Origin of the sequence: Rhodoplanes sp., assembly GCF_013377085.1 — a bacterium.
GTDB lineage: Bacteria > Pseudomonadota > Alphaproteobacteria > Rhizobiales > Xanthobacteraceae > Rhodoplanes.
On the sequence record NZ_JACAAX010000062.1, the window covers coordinates 1 to 25,230 of the forward strand.

Below are 25,230 nucleotides of genomic sequence, written 5' to 3' on the forward strand. Positions count from 1 at the left end.
CTCGGCGGCGGCCTTGGCCCGGCGGGCCTCGTCGTCGCGCCGGCGCGCCTGGTCGCGCTCGAACTGCTGCCGCTCGGCCTCCTCGCGCTTGCGGTCGGCGACCGCCCGCTCGATGATCTCCAGCCGGGACTGCGCCACGATGGCGAGCGGCGAGGTCGGGTAGCGCTTGATGAAGGCCCGGATCGCCGCCGGATCGGTCGAGTCCTGCAGCTTGTCCCAGGCCAGCCGATCCGGGGTGGCTCGCTCCAGTTCCTCCGGCGGACGCTGCGGCGGGGTCGTGCGGTCGAGCGCCGCGACCGCCACGGCACCGGCGAGCTTGCTGCGCTGCTGCTTGGCGAGCTCGGCATAGAAGCCGGTGCCGTGCACGGCGAGGAACGAATCCCACGCGCTCACCGTGCCGACGCGCTCGGCCAGTTCGTAATCGCCGCGCGGATCCGTCTGCGCCGCGGCCACCGGCGGCTTCTCGGGCTCCGGCACCAGCGACACGGTGGCGCCGCCGAGCGAGCCGTAGACGAACGGCTCCTGGCGATTGCCGGTGCGCTTGAGCACCTCGTCGCGCACGCGCCCCAGCGCGATGCGGATGTCGAGCCCCGGGGCCGTGAGGTTGTTGACCAGCGCCTGGGTGAACGGGCTGTTGCGGCCGGCGCCGTCCTCGGCCGTCGAGCCGGCCTTGGCGGCGTAGGCGACCAGCGTGTCGGTGCCCATCGGCTCGATCTTGGCGAGCCCCTGCGTCACCGCCCGGGTGGCGATCTGGCGCTGCATCGAGCGGGCGAACGGATTGTCGCGGCAGGCGTCGAGGATGACGAGGCGCAGCCGGCGGGTCGATTCGATCGAGCGGAAGATCCGCTCCAGCGCCACCGCCTCGTCCTCGGCGTCGTAGTCGCTGCGCAGCTTGGCGTCGGTCGGCACCATGTAGTTGACGCCGCCGACCTCGATGCCGTGGCCGGCGTAGTAGACGACGGCCACGTCGGCGTCGCGAGTGGTGTTGTAGAAGTCGCGCAGCGCGCGCTTGAACTCGATCACCCCGAGGTCGAGCTTGAGCTCGACGGAATCGAAGCTCGCCTTGCGGAACATCTCGGCGATCGCCGAGGCGTCGTTGAACGGATTGTCGAGCTTGACGACGTTCTGATAGGCGGAATTGCCGATGATGAGCGCAACGCGTTTCTCGGCATTGGCAGCGCCGGCGATCAGCACGCCAGCCGACAGGATGAACGCCTGCGCCATCGCAAGGAGACATCGACGGGTCGATCGACTGGTCATCTGTCGCCTCCCGCGCCCGTGACCATCGCTCCTGCCCTTCGGAGCTTCGGGCTGATTATCGGAACGCAAGGGCCGGCCACGACGGGTTCAACCTATAGCCTTCATCATCCGGCGAGGCAATTTCACCCACTGGGGCCGGCGGCATCATCATACTCGGTATATCACGATCAGAGCCTGTCGGGATCGGGGCGGGCGGACGCCGACCGGCGCCGCCCGCTCGCGCTCGCTCACTTCTGGGCCGACTGCTTGACCTCGAGGTTCACGATCTGGACGCGCCGGTTCTCGGCCGCGAACGGCGCATCCGGCTTCTTGAGCTGTTCCTTGCCGTAGCCGGCCGTCACGAGGGTGTCCTCGGGAAGCTGGAACTTCTCCAGCAGGAACTTCTTGACGGCCGAGGCACGGCGTTCGGAGAGCTTCTGATTGTATTCCTCGCCGCCCTTGGCGTCGGTGTGGCCGCCGAGCAGGAAGGTGCCGCCCTTGAGCTCCGGATTGCTCAGCGCCTTGCCGAGCTCCATCAGGTCCGGAACGGCGCGCTGCACGATCTCGGCCGAGTTGTAGTCGAAGTAGACCTCGAGATCGATCTTCTGCTTTTCCTTGGCGATGTCGGCGACCTTGGTGCGCTCGTCGAGCGTCAGGGCGCGGGTCTTGCCGCGGATGGTCTGCAGGAACTGCTGATCCTGGATCTGCTTCGGGGTCGTGGTCAGGCCGCGCGTCTTCGGCGTCGGCTTGAGCGCGTTGAGAATGTCCGTCTCCGTCGCCCGCCCCTGAGCGGACGAGGATTGGGTCGTCGTCGTCACGAGAGCGCCCGCGAGCAACAGCGTCGCAAGGGTCGCTCCGATCTTCTGCCACCGTGTCATGTCTGGGTCCTCCGGCTCGAGCCAAGGCGTTTCTGCCTGATCGCCGTCAGAATAGAACGGGTGAGAAACAAGTACTGTGCGCAATCTCACACACCCTACCCTCCGCTCCGACGCTCGAACAAGGCACTCACCGTTTTGTGACCTCGCTCTGTGTATTTGTGAATCCAGCAGAGCACCCCGTTCGAAAAGGGCAATGCGGCCGGTCAAATGTGATCGCCGAAGTTGCCGGCGGGGGGCGCGGGCGAGGCGAGGCCGGCGGGCGTTCGGCGTCGAGGAGCGGGCTGGTCTCGGGAAGGAGCCGGCCCGCCCCGGGCCGAAGCCGGCCGGGACCGCCCTGCCCCCCGAAAAAGAAGAAGCCCGGCCTTTCGTGGAAAGGCCGGGCTTCCTTGGGTGCGCGATCCGGTTTGGCAGGGACCGCCCAGACTTTCGACGTTCAGTACCTCGCGACGACCGGGAAGCCGCCGGTGGAGAAGCGGTAGTTCACGCCGACTCGGGCGAGACCGCCGGTCTCCTTGGCGTCGACCTGGAGGCGATTGTCGACCACGTAACGGTCGGTGCCGAGGCTGTAGTACAGCCACTCGGCCTTGGCCGACCAGTTGGCGCTCAGCGCATATTCGGCGCCGACGCCGGCCGTCCAGCCGAGGGCGGTCTTCGACGAGCCGTTGGTCACGCCGTTCGGCGGGATGAAGGTGTTGGCGAAGACGGACGGATTGAAGAAGGTCTGCTGCGTCACGTCGGCCACCGCGAGGCCGCCCTTGGCGTAGAACAGCGTGCGCTCCCAGGAGTAGCCGAGGCGGCCCGTGACGGTCGCGAACCAGTCCATCCGGGTCTCGCAGGAGAAGAAGAAGCCGTTCGGGCAGGACGCGCTGCCCTTGGCGTTGCTCCACGCGATGTCGCCCTCGATACCGAGCACCCACCGGGCGATCTGGTAGTTGTAGCCGACCTGTCCGCCGGCCAGCGCGCCGCCGTACTTGGGCTCGACATGGCCCGGGCCGGGCACGTAGCCCCAGTCGGTCTTGCCCCAGATGGTGCCGGCGTTCGCACCGATATAGAAGCCGGTCCAGTTGACGGGCGCGACCACCGGAAGCGGCGCGGCCTTGTAGATCGGATGCTTGCCGACCGGAGCGGCGGCGAGGACTTCAGGCATGAACTGATACCGAAGGCCGGCGTTCAGCGTCCAGCCCTCGATGTTCTCGCCGAAGCGGTAATCGCCGCGGGCGTAGCCGAGCCAGCCGGTGTTCAGCACCTGGGCGGCGAAGCCGGCCGAGATCTGCCCGTAGGTTCCGACCCGATCGGTGGAGAGGTTGCCGCGAAGCTCCGGGATGCCGCAGGCGAGGCCGCCGAACGGCAGGCCGCTGGTGCAGGCCGAGGCGAACGAGGTGGTGATGTTGGTGTTCACATTGCCGGCGAACTCGTGGAACAGGCTGCCGGTGACGAACGGCTGAATGACCGCGTAGTTGTTGCTGACCGTGGTGCCGACCCGCAGGCTCACCCGGCCGAGCTCGCTCTTGATGTCGTCGACCTGCACGGTGCCCGGCACCGACACGCCGGGAAGCACGGTGACCAGGGTCCCCGAGACGTTCAGCGGATCGACCGTCACGTTCGAATAGGTGAAGCCGGCCGACGGCTCGATGAACCAGTTGTTGGGCAGGCTGTAGTTGTAGCCGAGGCCGCCGGCGACCGACCAGCCGCGGGCATTGAGATTCTGCCCGAACAGTCCGTTCGCCGGATCGTTGAGCGACATGTTGTAGAAGTCCCAGCGAACCTGGGCGTCGGCGAAGAAGCCGCCCTTGGTGACGGCCAGGTAGCTGCCGAGGAACGGAACCTCGACGCCCGACGAGAAGGTGCCGAGCGTGTTGGTCTTGTCCTTGGCGTTCGACGCCAGATAGCCGGCGGTCGCGCCCATGTGGACGTTCCAGCCGTCCCAGTTGAGCTTGGCGATGTCGCGGCCGACCTGATAGCCGCCGAAGTCCTGGCGGGTCGTGGTGTTACAGGTGACGTTGCCGCCGATCGCCCCGCCGTTGACGAAGCCGAGCGTGGTGACGCCGGTGTTCTTGGTCTCCACCGAGCCGCCGAGCGCGCGGCCCCACACGCCGCCACCGTTCTCGCCGGGGGCCGCATTGGCCGGGCTCGAGACGAAGGCCGAGCCGGTCTGCGCCTGGAACACGGTGGTCGCCGTGTTCAGCACCGAGACCAGCGAATTGACCGTGCCGCCCTGCGCCAGCGGAACGAACTGGGCGGGGTTCAACCCGCCGAGCTGCCGCGCATTCAGCGTGTTGACGCACTGCGCCTGTGCGGCGCTGGACATCGCCAGACCCACCATCAGGGCGGCGCTGCCGAGAAGAATGCTTTTTCGATCGAAGCGCCGAAGCGCGTTGCCTGTCCTGCGCATTGTCGTCCCCCGTCCCCCGACGAATTGGTCGAATTGTTTCCAATGCTGTCTCCAGCAATAAAGCAGGAACTCGCCGCGCCGGGAACACAAACGCACCCGTCCACAGCCGCAACCGGGCGTTTTGCAGGTCGCGCGTGCTGTTTGCGCAACACACGATAATGGTGTCGCGGGGTTCCGCCGGCGGGTGGCTATGTGGTTGATCGAGTGCGACTAATCCGTTCGGGCGAGGGCGCGCCCAACAATCTGCACTCTACACCATTACCGGGTGCCGGCGGGGCAGCCGCAGGGGACCGGGCCGGCGGCTCGGGTGCCTGCCGGCCGAATCCTCGGAGCGCGAAGGCGCGATTCGAAGACCGTCGGGAAACGATCTCTCAGCGCACCCCGTAGCTCTCGAACTCCTGGTCGATGGTCGGCTCGATCGCCTTGGCGCTGCGGATGTCGGCGTTGCCGCCCGTGGTGTCGCCCTTGCGGATCTTGGCCTTGCCGCGGCCGTAGAAGGCCGACGCCATGCGGGGATTCATCCGCAGCACCTGATCGTAGTCGGCGATCGCCTTGTCGGCATTGCCGAGCTTCAGGTTGGCGAGGCCGCGACTGTCGAGGGCGTCCGGGTAGTTCGGCTTGAGCCGCAGCGCCTCGTTGCAATCGGAGATGGCGGCGTCGAGCTGGCCCAGCACGGCGCGGGTGAAGCAGCGATTGTTGAAGGATTCGGCGTCGGCCGGGTTGATCCGGATCGCTTGGCCGAAGTCTTCGGAGGCGAGCGCGTATTCTCGCCGCTCCGCCCACGCCTGGCCGCGCTTGTAGTAGGCCTCGCCGTCGCGCGGATTCTTGTCGATCTGGGCGTCGAGATCCTGGATGACGCGGTCGCGCTCGGCCGGCCGCTGGGACGTCACGGGCGGCGGCGTGTAGGTCGTGACCGGCGGCTCCGGCGGCGGGGGCGGCGGCGGCACATAGGTGGAGACCGGCGGCGGCGGAGGAGGAGGTGGCGGCACGTAGGTGGAGACCGGCGGCGGGGGCGGCGGCGGCACGGTCGTCGTGGTGGCCGGCGAGCGCGAGAAATGGAACTCCTCCACCAGCGAGGACGACACCCACGGCACCTGCTCGTTCTTCGAGGCGCGCGACACGCCCATGCGGGTGTTGTTGAAGATCGCCTCGGCGTTCAGCCCGGGCGAGCGCATCTCCTTCAGGAGCTCGGTGACGAACAGGCTGTTCTCGCCGTCGGAATCGTTCGCCACCTTGTCGGTCGCGGCCGAGTACATGGCCAGCGTGCCGGCCGGCGCGTTGAGCGAGGCGAGCCCGGCCGAGAAGCCGCGGAAGCGCCGCTCGAACGGGTTGCGGCGGGCACCGTCGATGATCACCACCTTAACGGTGGCGCCGGAGCTGTTCATGTCGGTGAGGATCGACTCGATGCTGACGCCGTCGCGCCGCACCTCGCCCTCGGTCCAGATCTGGGCATCGACCGGGATGATGTAGGACTGCTTGGCGGTCTGGATGGCATAGCCGCTGAAGAACAGCAGCGCCGCCGAGCCCGGCCGGATCTTGGCCTTGAAGGCGTCGAGCGCGGCCCGCAGCTTCTGCTTGGACAGATCCTCGCCGGTCGACACGTCGAAGCCGGCGCGGCGCAGCTCCTCGGCGACGGCGCGGGCGTCCTTGAGGGGCTGCGGCAATGGCCGGTTGTCGTCCGGATAGGTGGAGTTGCCGATCACCAGGGCGACGCGGCCGCCGGCCCCGGCCTGGGCGAGCCGCAGCGGCTGCGGGCGATCCGCCGGGCGAACCGTGTCCGGACCGGCCGGTATGGCCCCGGCGGAGGCCGCCGCCGCGGCCGGAACGGCGCCCGGGCGGGCATCGGTTCCAAAGGAGGCGGTCGGAAGAAGAGCGAGCAGCAGGACGACGACAGCGAACACGGGATGCTTCATGGCCGGACCTTGACGCCTCGTCCGGGTCGCTCGCGCACACGGTCGCAAGCGCATCGAACCTCGGCTGTGGGAGCGACGGTCTGCGCCCATAGACTGCGCGCAGCCACCATAGTTACCTCGCTTTGCAATCTCAATACGCCCCGCCGGTGGGTGCGGCCCCCATCGGACGGTTCGGCTAGACCGGTCAAAAAACCGCCCAGCTTGACAGGCCTTTTGGCCTTCCCGCACGGTGTGCCCGGGCGGACGCGGCCGCGAGACCCCCGACGTGCCGTGTGACGCCGCAGGAACTGGGAATGCCGGTCGCTCATTCGATGGATCTCAACCAGGCGGCAGGAACCGACGTTAACCGTCGTATCCTGTGTGTGTGTCCCCGATACACCTCTTCGTTCGGCATGTTCGAGCATGCCTATCCGCTCACCGACGGGGTGCGCGCCCTGATGCCGCCGCAGGGCCTCCTGGTGATCGCGGCGTCGCTGCCGCCCGGCTGGGAGGTGCGCTTCGTCGACGAGAACATCCGCCAGGCGACGAACGAGGAGTTCCTGTGGGCCGATGCCGTGTTCGTCACCGGCATGCACGCCCAGCGCCGCCAGATCGAGTCGATCTGCCACCGCGCCCACCGGTTCGACCGCGTCGCCGTGCTGGGCGGCTCGTCGGTGTCGGCCTGCCCGGAGAACTATCCGGAGTTCGACTATCTGCATGTCGGCGAGCTGGGCGACGCCACCGAGGCGCTGTTCGCCCGGCTGGCTGCCGACCCGAGCCGGCCCGACCGGCAGATCGTGCTGACCACGAAGGAGCGGCGCGACCTCACCGCGTTCCCGCTGCCGGCCTACGAGCTCGCCGAGCTCGGCCGCTATCTCACCGGCAGCATCCAGTACTCCTCGGGCTGCCCCTACAACTGCGAATTCTGTGACATTCCAGCCCTTTATGGCCGCAATCCGCGCCTGAAGACGCCGGCCCAGGTGACGGCCGAGCTCGACAAGCTCCTGGCCTGCGGCATGACCGGGCCGGTCTATTTCGTCGACGACAACTTCATCGGCAACCGCCGCGCCGTGCGCGAGCTGCTGCCGGCCCTGGTCGACTGGCAGAAGGCGCGCCGCTATCCGTTCATCTTCTCCTGCGAGGCCACCCTCAACATCGCCAAGCGGCCGGAGATCCTCGCGTTGATGCGCGAGGCGATGTTCGAGACGGTGTTCTGCGGCATCGAGACGCCCGAGCCGGCGGCGCTCGAGGCGATGTCGAAGGACCACAACATGATGGTCCCGCCGCTCGAGGCGGTCGAGACGCTCAACCGTTACGGCATGGAGGTGGTGTCCGGCATCATCATCGGGCTCGACACCGACTCGCCGGAGACCGGCGACCGCGTCATCGACTTCATCGAGCGCTCGCACATCCCGATGCTGACCATCAACCTGCTGCAGGCGCTGCCGCGCACGCCGCTGTGGGACCGGCTGGAAAAGGCCGACCGGCTGATCGACGACGAGGACCGCGAGTCGAATGTCGACTTCGTGATGCCCTATGACGAGGTGCTGGCCATGTGGCGCACCTGCATGGAGCGCGCCTTCTCGCCGCCCGCCGTGCTGGCCCGCTACCGTCACCAGCTCGACCACACCTATCCGAACCGGCTGGCGGTGCCGTGGCGCGACCGCCACGTGCCGTGGCGGGACGTTCTACGCGGCCTGCGCATCCTGCGCTCGGTCCTGTGGGAGGTCGGCGTCAAGGCCGACTACCGGGGCGAGTTCTGGAAGGTGGCGCGGGCCTGCCTGCGCCGCGGCCAGATCGAGCACCTGATCCGGATCGGCATCATGGCTCATCATCTCGTGATGTCGGGACGTGACGCGACGGCGGGGCGCCAGAAGGCGTCGCACTACTCGGCCCGCCCGGAGGAAATTCCGGTGCCGGCGGAGTAGGGCGAGGTGGTCATCCGTCGAACCACCGGAAGCCGCTCGAACCGCTCACGTCCGTCATTCCGGAAGCCGACCGAAGGTCGACTGTCCGGAATCCATAACCCCTGTGTGTGAGTATGGATTCCGGGCTCGCCGCTGCGCGGCGCCCCGGAATGACCAGGAATGGATTTCAAGCACAACCCATGTCTGCCACCGATCTGATCAAGGCCTCCTTCGCGGCGCTGACCGCCCGCAAGGCCGGGCCGAGCCTGTACGACCTGTGCGACCCGCTGCTGCGCGGCAAGGGTCCGGGCGACGCCCATCTGCGCACCTTCTACAAGACGGCGCTGAGCAACGTCGCGCTGCGGCCCCTGATGGGCCGCGCCGGCCTCCCTGCTCTCGCCGATCCCGGCCGCTTCGCCGCCCTGCAGGGCGCGATCCGCTCGGCCCGCGACGATGCCGCACCCGACTGGGCCGCCATCGGCCGCACGCTGGCGCCGCTGATCGATGCGGTGCCGCAGCAGCACCCGCGCCGCCCGCGCCTGCCGGCCGTGACCGCCATGCCGCCGCTTGCCGAGATCGACCGGGTGATCCGCGGCTGCGCCACGCATCTGCTCGGCGCCTTCACCCGCAACAGGGGCTTCATCCCGGCCTATGCCGCCTTCAACCTGATCGGCGACCCGGATTTTCACGGGCGCGACCTGGTCACGGCGCTGGTCGGGCTGGAGGCGCGCACCTACAAGAACGCGACGCTGCTGTTCAACCTGGCGCGCGCCTTCGTGCTGCCGAACCAGCCGATCGCCGCACTCCTGAACCCGCCCTGGCGCGGCTTCGCCGAGCCGATGTGGGAGCCGGTGCAGATCCGCCACCGCTCGGCCTATTACGACGCCTTCTTCGCCGAGGCCCTGATGGACTTTGTGGGCAGCGGCCTCGCCACGGCCGACGAGTCCGTCCAGGCGAAAACCGCGATCGCCGCCATGGTCGAGTTCTGCCTGAAGACCAGCCGCGAGACCGTCAAGCACCCGGTCGACGGCAGCCCGTTCGACGTGGTCACGGCCCTGGTGCCGCCACCCGACGTGCGGATGAGCAAGTTCTTCTGGCGGCTGAAGAGCGATCTCGGCTTCGGCAAGTACGTGCCCGACTGCGACACCACCGCCTGCTCGCTGTCGGCGGCGACCCAGTTCGGCTCGCTCGACCCGATGCTCGACCAGCCCTATCTCGACTTCTATGCCGGCTACCAGGTGGTCGCCGGCACCAACCGGCCGCCGCCCTCGGTCGACATCAACGACCCGCTCGCCTTCGAAGGCGGCATCGTCACCTGGATCGAGAACGCGAGCGGCGACCGGCCGTTCGGCAACGACCTCGACCCCACCCTCAACCTCGACGTCCTGGAAGCCGCGTTCCGCAATCACGCCCGCTGGGGCATCGTCGACACCGACCGCCGCCGCGAATTTTTACGCGGCGTCGTCGAGTTCCATGCGCGGCTGATCGGATCCGGCGTGTTCGCCGATCCGCGCGCCCACATTTATTACCTGCCGGAGCTCTACGCCGCCTATTTCGGCCGCTGCTGGGCCGCCTTCCAGGCGCTGCCGGCCGATATCCGCGCGACCATCGATCCGGACGACAGCTTCGCGGCGATGCGCGAGACGATCCTGGCCTATGTCTACGACGACCTCGCCGCCCACGAGATGAACCCGTTCGACGCCGCGCTGGCGCTGCTCGCCATCGCCAAGCTGGAGGGTGAACGCTCGCGTTTCGCGCCCGCGCTGGCGACCATCCTGGGCGCCTTCGGCGAAGGCGGCCGGCACGGCCCCTACAAGGCCTACGAATGGAACAAGATGAAGACCCCGACCCGCATCCTGGTCGGCGGGCCCGAGGTCACCTCGGCCTTCGTGCTGTCGGCGCTGTCGCACGCGCGGACTAGCCTGACCGAAGTGGCGGGCTGACCGGAGCGGCGAGCGCCCAGCGGGCTGCCTCGTTCTCCGCTCATTCCCGCGCAAGCGGGAATCCAGTTCTTGTCCTGGACTCCTGGGTCCCCGCTGTCGCGCTACGGGATGCACAGATCTCGTTTTGTCGAGACCATCTGGTGGTACGGCAAAAAGAGCGCCTTCCCCACCGTCGTCATCGCCGGGCTTGACCCGGCGATCCATCATCCTGCGAACAAAGCATTTTTGCGAAAATCGATGGATGCGCGGGTCGAGCCCGCGCATGACGCTCTCATGCATGGCAAGCGATGTGTGCATCCCGTAGCGCTGTCGCGGGGACGAACGGTTTCATGCGCCCCGGCACCCGGCGCCACGGGAACACCGCATTCGGGCCGAACCTTGTGAGCAGCGGTTCGCTCTACATGGATAAGCCGGGTGCGAAAGTGCTACAGATCACAGTCGGCCGCCCGACGACATTCTATTCGAGTCTGTTGATACTCCATCGTGTTGCGCCCAGCCTGCGCAGGAGGCACCGGACATGATCTCGAAGAAGATCGCCGCCATCGCCGCCGGCGTGGTGCTGATAGCCATTGTGCTGGTCGCCGTTCACGGCATCCCGGCCCGCGGCATGATCGAGCAGTTCAGCCGCGACCCGCTCGCCAAGAACGATCTCGCCCTCGACATCATCGGCGACGCCCGCCTGACCATCTGGCCGTCCACCGGGCTGACGCTCGACGACGTGCGGCTGCGCGACGCGACCACCTCGGACGAGATGGTGCGGATCGAGCGGGTCCAGGCCGGGATCGCGCTCGGCGACCTGTGGAGCGGGCGCGTGCGCATCTCCGACCTCACCCTCACCAGGCCGGTGGTGCGCACCGACCCGATGTTCGCCCGCGCGGCGCGGGCCGCGGCCAAGCGCAAGGCGTCCCGCAGCATCGGGGCGAACGGGTCGTCGGAGAGCATCCTGCCGGACGATTCGGCCGTCTCGATCGGCTCGGTGACGGTGGACAACGCCACCATGGTGGTGCGCGACGGCAGCGAGACCGCCGACGTGCGGATCGATTCGCTGCGCCTCGCCTCGCTGCCGGCGGCCGGCGGCCGCACCAACCTGCATCTCGACGCCCGGATGGGCCCGACGACCATCCGGGTGACCTCGGCCGCCGACACCGTGTCGCGGCTCGCCGACGGCCGCGCCATCCCGATCGAGGCGACTGTCGACGCACCGCGGATGTTCCGCAGCCCGGCGACGCTGAGCGCCACCGTCACCAGCGCCGGACCCGTGCTCAAGATCGACGGCCTCAACGGCACGGTCGACCAGGGCCGGCTGCGCGGCACCGTCACGGTGTCGTTCGCCGGCGCCAAGCCGTTCGTCGACGCCACCCTCGAATCCGAGCGGCTCGACCTCACCACGCTGCTGGACAGCGTCTCGGCCCCCGCCGGCCCGTCGCCGGCCGGCCCGCGCGGCGCGCCCGCCGCCGTCGCGGCGCCGCCGTGGAGCGACGTCCCCCTCAATTTGTTCGGCCTGCGGCTGGTCGAGGCCAACATCGCGCTGACGGCCCGCGAGGTGCTGATCGAGAAGGTGCGCATCGCCCCGGCCGCGATCGAGACGACGCTGCTCAACGACGCCCTCACGGTGAAGCTCGGCCAATCCGGGCTCTATGGCGGGCAGGCGACCGCGGAGCTCGCCCTCGACCGCAGCCGCGACGAACCGATCGTGACGGTCAAGACCAGCTTCTCCGGGCTGAGCGCGCTGCCGTTCCTGCGCGACGCCGTCGACTTCGAGTACATCGAGGGCCGCGCCCGCGGCAGCCTCGACGTCACCGGCACCGGCGCGAGCCCGCGCCGCATCGTCGCCGGCCTCGCCGGCCGCGCCGACCTGCTGTTCGAGGACGGCGCCGTGCGGGGCATCGACATGCCCGGGATGCTGCGCTCGCTGCTCGACATGATTTTGGCCGGCTGGCAGTCGAAGAGCTCGGACCAGACCCGCTTCTCCACCTTCAAGGGCAGCTTCGCCATCCAGAACGGCGTCGCCCGCACCATGGACGTGGCCTTCACCGGGCCCTACATGGTGATGAGCGCGGCCGGCAATATCGACATCCGGGCCAAGACCCTCGATCTGCGCGCCGACCCGCGGCTGATCACCAGCCCGGACACGCCCGGCAAGCGCAGCGAGGCCTGGGGCATCGGCGTGCCGGTCGCCATCCAGGGCTCCTGGTCGGACCCCAAGATCTACGCCGACACGCCCAACATCCTGGCCAATCCGGACGGCGCCCTGAAGACCCTGCGCGATGCGCTCGGACCCGGCGGCGGCGCCCAGATCGGCAAGATGATCGAGGGCCTCAAGGGCCTCGGCCAGCCCACCGGACCCGCGACCGGACCGAGCCCTGCCCCCGGCCTCGACGTGCCGCGCGAGCCCGGCACGCTCGCCGACGACATCATGAAGGCGCTCAAGGGCGTCGCCCCCGCGCCCACACCGGCGCCGCAGTACCGCGACATCCCGGCGCCCTCGACGGCGCCGCCACGGCCGGCCGTGACGCCGCCGCCGGCGACCGCGACGGCTCCCCCGCCGCCGCCCCCGCCGGCAATCACCACGGCTCCTCCGCCGCGGCCGGCCGTCCCTCCGCCCCCGGCCGTCGCCACCGTGCCGCCACCGGACAGCACCGTCCCGCCGCGGCCCGCGACACCGCCTCCGACCACCCGCGAGACGCGGCCGAAGCCGGCGCCCGAGCCCACCGTCCGCGAGCTCGAGCAGGGCGCCCGCGAGTTCCTGAAGGATCTGCTGGGACGGTAGCGGCGGCTGTCGCCGCTCCGGTCCGTCAGGACCGGACGTGCAGCACGGGCGGCGTTGCGGCCAGCGGCTCGGCGCCGTGCTCGCCGATCAGCACCGGATATTCCAGGCGCATGCCGGCCACCCCGGGCTGATAGAGGTGGGTGCCGAGCGCGATGACCATGCCGGGCGCCAGCACGTCGTCGCTCGACGCGTTCATGAACGGACGGGTGCGGGCGCAGGTGCCGAGGCCGTGGCCGAACAGCGGCAGCCCGAACCGCGCGAGCGCGCCGCGCTCGAAGGCGGCGACGCCGTCCTGCACGCAGTCTCGCACCGCCCGTCCCGGCTTCAGCCCGGCCAGCATGGTGCCGGCCACCTCCTCCCAGGCCGCGATGGCCTGCCGCTGCGCCGTGTTCGGCGTGCCGAGGAACACCGGGATCGAGACGTCGGAGAGATACAGATCGATCATCGGATGCAGGTCGACGACGACGAACTCGTCGCGGCGGATCGTCCGCTCCGTGCTCTGCTGCGTGACGCCGCGCAGAAAGCTGGTGCGCTCGCCGGCCCCCACCTCGGTGCCGCCCGTCACCGACCACGCCCAGGTGCTGCCGTGGTCGCGGATCGCCGCCTCGACCACGCCGGCGACGTGATTCTCGGTGACGCCCTCGACGATCGCCGCGAGCCCCGCCCGGAAGCCGATGTCGCCGACCTGGGCGGCGCGCCGCAGCCGCTCGATCTCGGCCGGCGACTTGATCAGCATGAGGTCGTCGATCCAGCGCACGCCGTTGACCAGCGTCGCGTCGGCGAGACGGGCGGCGACGTCGACATATTCGCCGGCCGTCAGCATGCCGGGCGCGATCTGGGCGGCGCCCGGATGGGCGATGTCGAGGCCGACCGGCCCCGACGCGGCGCCGTGCTGCTCCAGCCAGGCCGCCACCGCCTCGACCAGGCCGGAGCCGACGAACGCGACCAGCGGCAGGGCGCAGCCTTCGGCCTTCACCCGCTCGGCATCCATGGCCCAGTAGACGACCGTGCAGTCGCCGGCCGCCGTCACCACCACGGCGCCGCGCCACGGCATGAAGGCGCCGCACAGATAGTGCAGCACCGCCTGCCGGGTGCCGACATAGGCGGAGACGTTCTCGCGGCGCAGCCGCGCGGCGAGCGCGGCGACGCGCTGAGCAAAATCGATCGGCTGCATGTCAGTCCGCCACGATGCCGGCGCTGCGCACCGCTTGCGCCCATTTGTCCGATTCGCTCGCGATGAAGCGGGCGAACTCCTCGGGCGAGGAGCCGACCGGCTCGGCCGCCTGCTCGATCAGCTTTTGGCGCAGCTCCGGATCGGCGAGCGCCTTGACCACCGCGGCGTTGAGCCGGCGGACGATCGGCTCCGGCGTGCCGGCCGGTGCGACGATGCCGATCCAGCCGGTGGCGCTGTAGCCGGGCAGCCCCGCCTCGGCCACGGTGGGCACGTCGGGCACCACCGGCGAGCGTTGCGGGCCGGTGACGGCGAGCGCCTTGAGCTGGCCGGCCTGGACCAGCGGCAGCGCCGTCATCAGCGCGTCGAACATCACCTGGACGTGGTTGCCGACCATGTCGGTCAGCGCCGGCGCGCTGCCCTTGTAGGGGACGTGCGGCATGTCGACCGCGGCCTGATGGACGAACAGCTCGCCCGACAGATGCATCGAGGTGCCGATTCCGCCGGAGGCGCGCAGCACCTTGCCCGGATTGGCTTTCGCGTAGGCGATCAGCTCGCCGACCGAGCGCGCCGGCAGGGTCGGATTGACGACCAGCAGCAGTGGATACTGCACCACCTGGGAGACCGGCAAAAAATCCTTCTGCGGGTCGTAGGTGAGCTTGCGGTAGAGGCTCTTGTTGATGGCGTGGGTGCCGATGGTCGCCATCAGGATCGTGTAGCCGTCGGGGACGCTCTTCGCGACCGTCTCGGCGCCGACATTGCCGCCGCCGCCGCCCTTCGCCTCCACCACCACGGGCTGGCCGAGCGACGGCTCCATCTTGTCGGCCAGCAGCCGCGCCGTGAGATAGGTCGGCCCGCCGGCCGCCGCCGGAACCACCAGCCGGACCGGCCGTGTCGGATAATCGTCGGCGCGCACCGAGGCCCCCATCCCGACAAGCAGCACACCGGTGCCGAGCAGGACCGCGAAGACCCGCTGCAGCGCGGGCCTGCGGCCCGCCGCCCGCCGTGCAAACACTCGCTCCATCGGCCGCGCCTCTCCGCTCGAGTTGAAAGCTTGTGTTCGACTGTCGAACATTTTATCGTTGATCGACCAACCGTAGCAGCGCAAGGACCCGGCGTAAATGCTGGCGACGCCCGAGGAGATTGCGGCCTGGCCGACCGGCAGCGACGGCTTCGTCGAGGCCTTCGCCAAGGGCCTCGCCGTCATCGGCGCATTCGGGCCGGAGGGTGGCGCCCGCTCGCTCGCCGATCTCGCCCGACGCACCGGCCTGCCGCGCGCCGGAGTGCGCCGTCTGGTGCTGACCCTGGTGGAGCTCGGCCTCGCCGAATCCCATGACGGCCGCTTCGCGCTGACGCCCCGGGTGCTCCGGCTCGGCTTCGCCTATCTCTCGACGCTGGGGCTGCGCGAGGCCGCTCAGCCGCTGATCGAGACGCTGTCTCGCGAGGCCGGCGAGGTGGTGGCCGTCTCGGTGCTCGACGGCGACGAGCTCGTCTATGTGGCGCGCGCCGAGGTGCATGGCGTGCTGCGCCGCAGCCTGACGGTCGGCAGCCGGCTGCCGGCCTTCTGCACCTCGATGGGACGGGTGCTGCTGTCAGGCCTCGCCGACGAGGCGTTGCGCAGCCTGCTGGCGAAGGCGAGCCGGCCGGCCCACACGCCGCGCACCGTCACGGACCCCGAGACCCTGGAGACCCTGATTGCAGCAATCCGGCGCACCGGCTGGGCGATGGTCAGCGAGGAGCTGGAAATCGGCGCCTGCGGCATGGCCGCGGCGATCCGGAACAGCCGCGGCGCCGTGGTGGCAGCCGTCAATCTCAGCACCAACCTGGCCCGGCACAGCGAGGCCGACTTCGTCGCCACGTTCCGCGATCGCCTGCTCGCCGTCGCGGAGGCGATTTCACGCCGGCTGCCGCCGACGTGAGGCGGCGAGGGTCGAGTCATGGCGATGCGGCTTGGCACTGACTTTCTCGACCTCACGCCGAGGAGCGCTCCAAAGGAGCGCGTCTCGAAGCACGAGGCTCTCCCTGCCCTTCGAAACGCCCGCTGCGTGGGCGCCTCAGGGTGAGGGCCGATCGAAGTCGATTTACTGGCGCGCGTCAGTTCTTCGCGGTCGGCGCCTCGTCGATGACGGGGCGGACGCGGTCGCCCTCGCGCAGGAAGGTGCCGGCGCGGCGGACCACCAGGTCGCCCTCGGCGAGACCCTGGCGCACCTCGACATTGCCGGCCGCCAGAAGGCCGATCGGCACCGGCCGGGTCTCGACCCGATTGTCGCGCACCACCTGGACGACCGGCCCGAGCGGCCCGAACAGGATCGCGGACAGCGGCACGCTCATGCCGCAGCTCGTCCCCACCTCGACGGTGGCGCGGGCGAAGGTGCCCATCTTGATGCGGCGGTCGTCGCCGAGCGTGATGCGGGCCTGGCCGGCCTGGGTCGCCGGGTTGATCTCCGGCGAGACGGTGCGCACCTTGCCCATCACGCTGCCCAGCCCGGTGACGTCGATCTTGGCCGGCTGGCCGACCGAGATCTTGCCGATCCGGGTCGAGGGGATGTCGGCCTGCAGCTCGACCTCGCCCCCGGCGATGATGAGGAACATCGGTGGCGCCGACATCGACACCATGGCGCCGACCTGCGTCATGGTCCGGCCGACCACGCCGGCGACCGGCGCCTGGATGACGAAGCTTTGGGCAGGGGCGTTCATGCCCTCGATCTTGGCGAGCCGCGCCAGCACCTGACCGTTGTTCACGCTGTCGCCGTTCTCGACCAGGATTTGCGAGACCCGGACGCCTTCGATGTCGGGACGAACCTGCGACTCCTCGCGCGCCACCACGGTGCCGGCGACCCGCACCGTGTCGGAGAAGCAGGCGCGCCTGGCCCGCGTCACCGACACCGCCATGCCGGTCTGGTCCTCGGCCGCCGACGCCGGCGCCACGATGCTGCCGAGTGCGAGGGCGACGAGGCCGGACGCCGCGACGCGGCCGATCCGCACGGACCCGGAACGGTCCTGGAGCTCGAAACGCGTGCGATGGAGTTGGTGATGCAAAGTCATGTTCGCCTCGTCAAATGTCCGCCGAGGGACGGGAAAACCGCTCCCTATTCCTGCACCCCCGGCCCTGTCTGATCAAGGGTGCACGAGATCGCCGGCCGGTTCGATCAGCCGGCGAATATCGGCCGGCGTCGTCCCGGCGGCCCGCAGCTCCCGCAGGCCGGTGGCGCGGGTCGACTTGGAGAGCTTTTTGCCGTCGGCATCGAGGATGAGGCGATGGTGCCGGTAGACCGGTGCCGGCAGGCCGAGCAGCGCCTGCAGGACACGGTGGATCGAGGTGGCCGCGAACAGGTCGCGGCCGCGGACCACCTCGGTGATCCCCTGCGCGGCGTCGTCGATCACGACCGCGAGATGATAGCTCGCCGGCACGTCCTTGCGGGCCAGCACGACGTCGCCCCAAAGTTCCGGCCGGGCCGTGACGGTCGGGCCGACCGGGTCGGTTTCGCCCGCCGGCCCGGCGCCGCGCTCCTGCCAGGACAGGCGGGCGGCCTCGGCCCCGAGCCGGGCCAGCGCGGCGGCGAGATCGAGCCGCAGCACATGCGGCTCGCTGCGCGCGATCCGGTCCGCCCGTTCCGCCGCCGGCATGGCCTTGGCGTCCCCCGGATAGAGCGGCGCCCCGTCCGGATCGCGCGGCCACGGCCCGGCCTCTTCGCGCGCCGCGACAAGTCGCAAAATCTCGGCCCGGCTCTCGAAAGCCGGATAGAGCACGCCCATCGCGTCGAGCTTGGCGAGCGCCGCGCGGTAGTCGGAAAAATGCTCCGACTGGCGCCGCACCGGCGTCTCCCAGGCGAGGCCGAGCCAGGCGAGATCCTCGGTGATGGCCGCCTCGTACTCCGGCCGGCAGCGCGCCTCGTCGATGTCCTCGATGCGCAGCAGGAAGCGGCCGCCGGCCGCCCTTGCGAGATCGGCGTTGAGCAGCGCCGAGCAGGCGTGGCCGAGATGCAGATGGCCGTTGGGACTGGGTGCGAACCGGAAGGTCGGGATCACGGCCGCCTCCATGGCTTCAGAGCGGCAATGCCGACCACGCACGCGGCGCGTCATGCGCGGGCTCGACCCGCGCATCCATCCCTATCGCAAAACGACTCCATCCCGCAGGAGGATGGATCGCCGGGTCGAGCCCGGCGATGACGCCGAGAGGTGTGGCGAGCAGGGTGCACATCATCACGTCACGTCCGCCGCCGCCCGGTCGACGCCCGTGATGGTCGGCGCGAGCGCGGCGAGCAGCAGGGCGCCGAGCAGCACCGGCACCAGGGCGGCGAGCGGCTGGCCCGACAGGTCCCAGGCCAGCCCCGAGAGGATCGGCGTGATCACGGCGCAGGAATAGCTGATGGTGAACATGCCGGCGGCGAGGCGATGCACGTCGTCGGGCCGCGCCAGGATCGAGGGCAGCGCGAAGATCAGGATCAGCACGGTGGCGTCGCAGAAGCCGATGACGATCGCCGAGACGACGATCACGGTCGGCGAGCCGAACATCAGCCCGAGGATCGCCACGAAGGAGACGAGCCCGCAGGCCACATAGGGCCACATCTTGCGCACCAGCCGGCCGGCGAAGACGAGCAGCAGCAGCGAGGCCGGGATCTGGCCGAGATTGAGCACCGTCAGCGTCAGGCTGATCAGGTCGGCGCGGCCGGTGCGGGTGAGAATGTCCGGGATGAAGGCGTTGGTGGTGAAATACATGGCGTTGACGGTGCCGAACATGATGCCGATCCGCCACAACAGGCCGCTCCGCCAATCGGGCCACCACTTTCGTCCGGCCACGACGCCGCTCGACGACCCGCGGTTCTCGCGCGGCGCCAGCACCAGGATGATCAGCGCGACCGCGACGCAGGGCAGGGCCCAGGCGACGAAGCTCGCGCGCCAGCTCCCGCCGACCAGCGGCAGCACGAAGGGCAGCGTGAAGGCAACCGCCATCACCTCGCCGACCAAGAGCCCGTTGGCGTAGACGGCGGTGCCGAAGCCGATGCGGTCGGGCAGCCAGGCGCGCACCAGCGGCGGCAGCGAGGGCTGCATCACGGCGACGCCGAAGCCGGTGACGACGGTCGCCCCGTAGAGCAGCCAGACATTGGGCGAGACGCCGCGCAGCGCGGAGCCGGCCGCGGTGGCGATCAGGCCGATCAGCAGCGTGGTCAATGCGCCGAAGCGGGCGATCAGCAGCGAGCCCGGGATGGCGGCGAGGGCGAACAGCACCGAGGGAATGCCGGTGAGCACGCCGATCTCGGTCGCCGACATGGCGAGATCGTCGCGCACCATCGGGATCACGGGCGGCACCGCCAGGATGGTCATGCGCAGGCCGGTGCCGGCGAGCCAGAGCAGCACGACGGCGTTGATCACGTGCCCGAGCCCGGGCGCCTCGCTCTCGGGGGTGGGAGCCCTCATCGGCCCTCTCGCGTTGTTTGGTGGTGATTTCTGTTCCCGCGCAGGCGCGATGCGCGTCAGAGCGGCTGCAGGCCGCTCCTCGCGATCAGCGGCCTCGCCTCCGGCGCCACCAGCCGGGCCAGCAACGCGCGCGCGCCGGCCGGATTTTTCGCCCCGACGAACACACCGCCCGCAAACGCGGTGACCTCCTGCACGGCCTCCGGCAGCGGGCCGATGATGTCGACACCGGTGACCGCCATCAGCTCGCTCACCTGCTGGACGGCCAGCTCGACCTCGCCCTTGGCGGCGAGCTCGCCCGTGAAGCCGTCGCGCACGATCGCCTTGGCGGCGATCTCCTCGAGAATGCCGAGCCGGGTGAGCACGCGGGCGAAGTGCAGCCCGCTGGCGCCGGTGCGCGACCACGCGACGGCGCGCGCCGCCCGCAGCGTCGCCACCAGGGCGTCGACCGTGGAAATGTCCGGCCGCGGCTCGCCCGCCCCGACCGCCATGCCGACCAGCGCGCGAGCGATGTCGGTGCGGCTGTCGGGATCGACGATGCCGTCGGCGCACAGCCGGTCGAGCGCCGCGCCGGTGAGCAGCACCAGGTCGGCCCGTTCGCCGGCGGCGATCCGCGGGAGGAGCTCGTTGGTCGCCCCGTACTCGACCGCGACATCGAGGCCGGCCGCCGCCGCGCCGGGCAGGATCGCCTCGAGCACGCCCCGCGTGGCGCGGGTCGACAACACCGTGACCCGCCCCGCGCCTTGTTCCGTCTCCGCCACCACCACGCTCCTCGCCACACCGCGCCCCCGGCCCGTCCGCCGCAGGCCCGGCACGCCGGTGCGAGCCCGACCATCGGCGACTTGACGACGCCGGAAGGACAGCCCCAAATTGCACGGCACCCGGACCACCGGGGCCCATTTCCGAACCGATCGCATATCGGACCGGCGCCGTCGATCCCCAACACGCGTTCCGGGGGCCGGCATCCCGGCGCTGCATTCCGATGGCATCGCGTTCCAACGACAAGATCTCAGGGAGGTTCTCTTGGCACCCATCTCGCGACGTCACATCCTCGCCTCGGCGCTGGCCGCCCCGGCGGTCTTGGCCACCGGCCCGCTGGGCCGCGCATTCGCCGCCCAGACCCTGAAGATCTCGCACCAGTTCCCCGGCGGCACCATCGACGAGGGCGATTTTCGCGATCGGCTGTGCAGAAAGTTCGCGGCCGAGGTGGAGAAGCGCACCGACGGCGCGCTCGCCTTCCAGATCTACCCGAACTCGTCGCTGATGAAGACGGTCGCCCAGTTCTCGGCGATCCGGAAGGGGGCGCTCGACATCAGCCTCTACCCGATCTCCTACGCGGGCGGCGAGCAGGCCGAGCTGAACATCGGCCTGATGCCGTGCCTCGTCACCTCCTACAAGCAGGGCGCCGCCTGGAAGACCTCCGAGGTCGGCAAGAGGTTCAGCGCGTTTCTGGCCGAGAAGGGCGCCATCATCGTGTCGTGGGTCTGGCAGGCCGGCGGCGTCGCCAGCCGCGGCGCCCCGATCGTCGATCCGGACAGCGCCAAGGGCCTGAAGATCCGCGGCGGCAGCCGCGAGATGGACATGATGCTGAAGGCGGCCGGCGCCTCGACGCTGTCGCTGCCGTCGAACGAGCTCTACGCGGCGATGCAGACCGGCGCCTGCGACGGCGCCCTCACGTCGTCGACCAGCCTGATCTCGTTCCGGCTGGAGGAGGTGGCGAAGAGCCTCACCACCGGCCGCGGCAAGTCGTACTGGTACATGCTGGAGCCGCTGATCATGTCGAAGCAGGTGTTCGACGCGCTGCCGAAGGCGCAGCAGGACACCATCATGGAGGTCGGCGCCGCGATGGAGACATTCGGCACCCAGCAGGCGATGGCGGACGACGAGGCGGTCGCCGGCGTCTACGCCAGGAAGGGCGCCAAGGTGGTCGACCTCGACGAAGCAGTCGTCGAGAAGTGGCGCGTCATCGCCCGCGACACCGCGTGGAAGGACTATGCCGCCAAGTCGGCGCTCTGCGCCGAGCTGTTGAAGCTCGCCGAGGCGGTGCCGAGCACGTGAGCGCTCGGTGCGATCGACTATCGTCCTGCCGCGGCGAAGAGCCCCCCACCCCCGCCCCCTCCCCGCCATTCGCTGACGCGAATGGGAGGAGGGGAGTCGAAGCGCTGCCGCTCCCCTCCCCCCGCGAGCGCAGCTCGTGGCGGGGAGGGGTCGGGGGTGGGGGGAAACCGGCGCCACCGCATCCCTCGATGTTCGTCACACGGAGACCCTTCCCATGTCGCACGGCCTCGACGCGATCGAGACCGCCGGTCCGCCCGTGCCCGAGGAGCCGCGCGGCGTCGCGCGGATGATCGGCCTCGTCGACCGGCTGGTGCTGCCGCTCTGCTCGCTGGCGCTGGTGCTGGCGTCCTTCGTGCTGACCTACAGTGTCGTCAGCCGCTACATCCTGCACTCGTCGACCGACTGGCAGGACGAGATGTCGGTGTTCCTGATCATCGGCGCGGTCTTCCTGTCGGCGGCGTCGATCCAGGCGCAGCGCGGCCACGTCGCGATCGAGGCGTTCACCGGCTTCCTGCCGCCGGCCGCCGACCGCGTCCGCCTGGTGCTGGTCGATCTCGCGAGCCTCGCCTTCTGCGGCTTCTTCGCCTGGAAATCATGGACGCTGCTCGAGGAGGCGATCGTCGAGGGCTACCACTCGGGCTCGACCTGGGGACCGCCGCTGTGGATCCCCTATTCCCTCATGGCGGTCGGCATGACGCTGCTGAGCCTGCGCATCGCGCTGCAGGCCGGCACCGGGATTCTTCGGCTGCGGCACGGGCGGCCGGCATGAGCACGCTGTCGATCGGACTCCTGTACGGCGCCGCCACCCTGGTCGCGATGTTCATCGGCATGCCGATCGCCTTCGCGCTCGGCGCGGTGGCGACCCTGTTCATGATCATGTTCATGCCGGCCTCCTCGGTCGATACCATCGCGCAGAACGTCTACGAGGAGATGGCGTCGATCACGCTCCTGTCGATCCCGCTGTTCATCCTGAAAGGCGCCGCCATCGGCCGCTCGCGCGCCGGCCAGGATCTCTACGGCGCGCTGCACGCCTGGATGCACAAGATCCCGGGCGGGCTCGGCATCGCCAATGTGTTCGCCTGCGCGCTGTTCGCCGCCATGGCCGGCTCGTCGCCCGCCACCTGCTTCGCGATCGGCTCGGCCGGCATCCCGGAGATGCGCAAGCGCGGCTATTCGGGCCGCTTCGCCGCCGGCATCATCGCGGCCGGCGGCACGCTGGGCATCCTGCTGCCGCCCTCCATCACCATGATCCTCTACGCGGTCGCGGCCGAGCAGTCGCTCGGCCGGCTCTTTCTCGCCGCCATCGGGCCGGCGCTGCTGCTGGTCGTGCTGTTCGCCTCCTACGCGATGTGGAAGTTCCGCCGCGAATACGCCGCCGCACTCGCCGAGCAGCAGGAGACCGGAAGATTCTCCGAGCTCCTGCGCAAGGACGAGCTGACGCTGCGGGCGAAGTTCGACCTGCTGCCGCGGGTGCTGCCCTTCGTCATCCTCCTCACTGGCGTCATGATTGCGCTGTACGGAGGCTATGCGACGCCCTCGGAGACGGCCGGGCTCGGCGCCGTGCTGGCGCTCGTCCTCATCGCCGTCATCTACGGTGTGTGGAGCCCGCGCGACCTCGACCCGATCCTGCGGGCGACGCTGCGCGAGTCGACCATGCTGATGTTCATCATCGGCATGTCGCTTCTCTACTCCTACGTGATGAGCTACCTGCACATCTCGCAATCGAGTGCGCAGTGGATCGTGTCGCTCGAGCTCTCCCGCTGGGTGCTGCTCGCCGCCATCCTCGTCATGGTGGTGGTGCTCGGCTTCTTCCTGCCCCCCGTGTCCATCATCCTGATGACGGCGCCCATCATCCTGCCGCCGTTGAAGGCCGCCGGCTTCGATCTCGTCTGGTTCGGCGTGGTGATGACCATCGTGATGGAGATGGGGCTGATCCACCCGCCGGTCGGGCTCAACCTCTTCGTCATCAAGAGCATCGCACCGGATCTGCCGCTCTCGGAGGTGGTCTGGGGCGTGCTGCCGTTCGTCGTGCTGATGATTTTTGCGGTGATTCTGCTATGCTTGGCGCCTGAGATCGCCACGTGGCTGTCCGATACGGTCATGGGGCCAACAGGACCAGGCAGATGAACACGTCTTTCTTCGGCGAGCTGTTGCAGACCATCAGCGAGCGCGGACGCGGCTTGCTCGAGCGGCGGCGCGAGCCGCCGGGGCAGACCGACTCCCAGAGCCTCGCCGATCTCTGCGAGAGCCTGCTGTCGGGCCGCGGCGAGGCCTCCGGCACCGCGCTCGCCCGCGAAATCCTGCAGCGCTACGAGGAGCTCAAGACCGGCCCGCGCATCGCCTTCTTCGAGGCGCTGCTGTCGCGCTTCGGCCCCGACCGGGCGCAGCTCGACAAGGCCATCGAGGCGTTCCGCGCCGACCCGAACGACCGCACCCTGCACACGCTGCATCTCGCCGCCGAGCCGCGCCGGCAGGAGCTGTTCCGCCGCCTCAACCTGGCACCCCGCGGCACCACCTCGCTGGTGCGCATGCGCGAACACCTGCTCGCCGCGATGCCGCGCCGCGCCGACCTCGAGCCGATCGACGCCGACTTCCGGCACCTGTTCTCCTCGTGGTTCAACCGCGGCTTCCTGGTGCTGCGCCGGATCGACTGGTCGACGCCCGCGGCGGTGCTGGAGCGCATCATCCGCTACGAGGCCGTGCACCAGATCCGCGACTGGGCCGATCTGCGCGCCCGCATCGACCCGCCCGACCGGCGCTGCTACGCGTTCTTCCATCCGGCCCTGATCGACGACCCGCTGATCTTCGTCGAGGTGGCGCTGCTGCGCGACATCCCCGGCGCCATCGGCCCGATCCTCGCCACCGTGCGCGAGCCGATCGATCCCGAGCGCGCCACCACGGCGGTGTTCTACTCGATCTCCAACTGCCAGCGTGGGCTCGCCAGCGTCTCCTTCGGCAGCTTCCTGATCAAGCAGGTGGTGGCCGAGATTTCGCGCGATTATCCGCGGCTGGTGAACTACGTGACGCTGTCGCCGGCGCCGAATTTCGCCTCCTGGCTCAAGCGCGAGCGCGCCGCCGAGGCGACGGCCCTCACCGAGGCCGACAAGGTGGCACTCGCCCGCCTCGACGAGGACGGCTGGTGGGAGAACAAGGCGACCCTGGAGGAGTTGCGCGACCCGATGCTGCGCGCCGCCGCCGCCTACTACATGAACGCCCGCGATCGCAAAGGCCGGCCGGTCGACTCGGTCGCCCGCTTCCATCTCGGCAACGGCGCCCGGCTGGAGCGGCTGAACTGGCCGGCGGATCTCTCCACCCGCGGCCGCGAGCAGTCCTACGGGTTGATGGTCAACTACCTCTACGACCTCGGCGACATCGAGAAGAACCACGAGGCCTATGCCGAGAGCCGCACCGTCATCGCGGCCAGCGCCGTGCGAAAACTCGCCAAGCCGACCCGCGCCCTGGTGCCGACCAAGCTGATCGGCGGCGACAAGGCCGACAAGGCCGCGGCCAAGGCAGCAACCAAGGCCCTGCCCAAGCCGGCGAACGACGGCGCGGCCCCGGCGCC

The 25,230-nt window shown here is 69.8% G+C and carries 19 protein-coding genes; 8 read left to right on the plus strand and 11 right to left on the minus strand.

Features of this window, described 5'->3' with window-relative positions:
* The 4 genes from HXX10_RS27265 to HXX10_RS27280 all read right to left on the minus strand — a co-directional run.
* Window positions 1–1,260, minus strand: a 1,260-nt coding sequence (locus HXX10_RS27265; RefSeq protein WP_296526473.1) for a caspase family protein, incomplete at its 3' end; no start/stop codon positions are given.
* Between the two features lie 227 nt (window positions 1,261–1,487).
* Window positions 1,488–2,117: an OmpA family protein gene (locus HXX10_RS27270; protein ID WP_296526474.1), complete on the minus strand. Its 630-nt coding sequence runs from the start codon at window positions 2,115–2,117 to the stop codon at window positions 1,488–1,490.
* A gap of 433 nt (window positions 2,118–2,550) precedes the next feature.
* Complete coding sequence (locus HXX10_RS27275; protein ID WP_296526475.1) at window positions 2,551–4,509, minus strand: autotransporter domain-containing protein; 1,959 nt, start codon at window positions 4,507–4,509, stop codon at window positions 2,551–2,553.
* A 371-nt stretch (window positions 4,510–4,880) separates the two neighbouring features.
* The gene (locus tag HXX10_RS27280; RefSeq protein ID WP_296526476.1) at window positions 4,881–6,422 is read right to left on the minus strand and encodes a caspase family protein; all 1,542 of its coding nucleotides are present in this window, start codon (window positions 6,420–6,422) and stop codon (window positions 4,881–4,883) included.
* A 392-nt stretch (window positions 6,423–6,814) separates the two neighbouring features.
* On the opposite strand from HXX10_RS27280, the gene HXX10_RS27285 reads away from it, so the two are divergent.
* The 3 genes from HXX10_RS27285 (at window position 6,815) to HXX10_RS27295 (ending at window position 13,021) form a co-directional block, all read left to right on the plus strand.
* Window positions 6,815–8,329, plus strand: coding sequence for a B12-binding domain-containing radical SAM protein (locus HXX10_RS27285; protein WP_296526477.1), 1,515 nt, complete (start codon window positions 6,815–6,817; stop codon window positions 8,327–8,329).
* A 179-nt stretch (window positions 8,330–8,508) separates the two neighbouring features.
* On the plus strand, window positions 8,509–10,251 hold the full coding sequence (locus tag HXX10_RS27290; protein WP_296526478.1) for a hypothetical protein: 1,743 nt from the start codon (window positions 8,509–8,511) through the stop codon (window positions 10,249–10,251).
* Window positions 10,252–10,768: 517 nt separating this feature from the next.
* The gene (locus tag HXX10_RS27295; RefSeq protein WP_296526479.1) at window positions 10,769–13,021 is read left to right on the plus strand and encodes an AsmA family protein; all 2,253 of its coding nucleotides are present in this window, start codon (window positions 10,769–10,771) and stop codon (window positions 13,019–13,021) included.
* A gap of 25 nt (window positions 13,022–13,046) precedes the next feature.
* On the opposite strand, the gene HXX10_RS27300 is transcribed toward HXX10_RS27295, so the two are convergent.
* Together HXX10_RS27300 and HXX10_RS27305 are read right to left on the minus strand one after the other, a co-directional pair.
* Entirely contained in the window at window positions 13,047–14,195 is a 1,149-nt protein-coding gene (locus HXX10_RS27300; protein ID WP_296526480.1) for a Xaa-Pro peptidase family protein, read from the minus strand.
* Window position 14,196: 1 nt separating this feature from the next.
* Window positions 14,197–15,216 carry a tripartite tricarboxylate transporter substrate binding protein gene (locus HXX10_RS27305; protein ID WP_296526481.1) on the minus strand — a complete coding sequence of 340 codons (1,020 nt, stop codon included), beginning with the start codon at window positions 15,214–15,216 and terminating at the stop codon, window positions 14,197–14,199.
* A 97-nt stretch (window positions 15,217–15,313) separates the two neighbouring features.
* On the opposite strand from HXX10_RS27305, the gene HXX10_RS27310 reads away from it, so the two are divergent.
* Window positions 15,314–16,111, plus strand: coding sequence for an IclR family transcriptional regulator C-terminal domain-containing protein (locus HXX10_RS27310; RefSeq protein ID WP_296526482.1), 798 nt, complete (start codon window positions 15,314–15,316; stop codon window positions 16,109–16,111).
* A 175-nt stretch (window positions 16,112–16,286) separates the two neighbouring features.
* On the opposite strand, the gene HXX10_RS27315 is transcribed toward HXX10_RS27310, so the two are convergent.
* The 5 genes from HXX10_RS27315 to HXX10_RS27335 form a co-directional block, all read right to left on the minus strand.
* Complete coding sequence (locus HXX10_RS27315; protein WP_296526483.1) at window positions 16,287–17,237, minus strand: efflux RND transporter periplasmic adaptor subunit; 951 nt, start codon at window positions 17,235–17,237, stop codon at window positions 16,287–16,289.
* A 72-nt stretch (window positions 17,238–17,309) separates the two neighbouring features.
* Window positions 17,310–18,221, minus strand: coding sequence for a tRNA glutamyl-Q(34) synthetase GluQRS (gene gluQRS, locus HXX10_RS27320; RefSeq protein WP_296526484.1), 912 nt, complete (start codon window positions 18,219–18,221; stop codon window positions 17,310–17,312).
* Window positions 18,222–18,237: 16 nt separating this feature from the next.
* Window positions 18,238–18,396 (minus strand): hypothetical protein, encoded by a 159-nt coding sequence (locus tag HXX10_RS27325; protein ID WP_296526485.1) that lies wholly within the window; start codon window positions 18,394–18,396, stop codon window positions 18,238–18,240.
* Window positions 18,396–19,610, minus strand: coding sequence for a CynX/NimT family MFS transporter (locus HXX10_RS27330; protein ID WP_296526486.1), 1,215 nt, complete (start codon window positions 19,608–19,610; stop codon window positions 18,396–18,398). The genes HXX10_RS27325 and HXX10_RS27330 overlap by 1 nt, the downstream gene beginning before the upstream one ends.
* Window positions 19,611–19,666: 56 nt before the next feature.
* Window positions 19,667–20,368: a substrate-binding domain-containing protein gene (locus tag HXX10_RS27335; protein WP_296526487.1), complete on the minus strand. Its 702-nt coding sequence runs from the start codon at window positions 20,366–20,368 to the stop codon at window positions 19,667–19,669.
* 262 nt (window positions 20,369–20,630) lie between these two features.
* Between HXX10_RS27335 and dctP the strand changes: the two genes are divergently transcribed.
* From dctP to HXX10_RS27355, 4 genes are all read left to right on the plus strand, one after another.
* Window positions 20,631–21,665, plus strand: a complete 1,035-nt coding sequence (gene dctP / locus HXX10_RS27340) for a TRAP transporter substrate-binding protein DctP (protein ID WP_296526488.1) — start codon at window positions 20,631–20,633, stop codon at window positions 21,663–21,665.
* Window positions 21,666–21,879: 214 nt separating this feature from the next.
* Window positions 21,880–22,434 carry a TRAP transporter small permease gene (locus HXX10_RS27345; protein ID WP_296526489.1) on the plus strand — a complete coding sequence of 185 codons (555 nt, stop codon included), beginning with the start codon at window positions 21,880–21,882 and terminating at the stop codon, window positions 22,432–22,434.
* Window positions 22,431–23,792, plus strand: coding sequence for a TRAP transporter large permease (locus tag HXX10_RS27350; protein WP_296526490.1), 1,362 nt, complete (start codon window positions 22,431–22,433; stop codon window positions 23,790–23,792). Before HXX10_RS27345 ends, HXX10_RS27350 begins: the two co-directional genes overlap by 4 nt.
* Window positions 23,789–25,230 (plus strand): malonyl-CoA decarboxylase (locus tag HXX10_RS27355; RefSeq protein WP_296526491.1); only part of this gene is annotated, 1,442 nt, incomplete at its 3' end. The genes HXX10_RS27350 and HXX10_RS27355, both read left to right, overlap by 4 nt.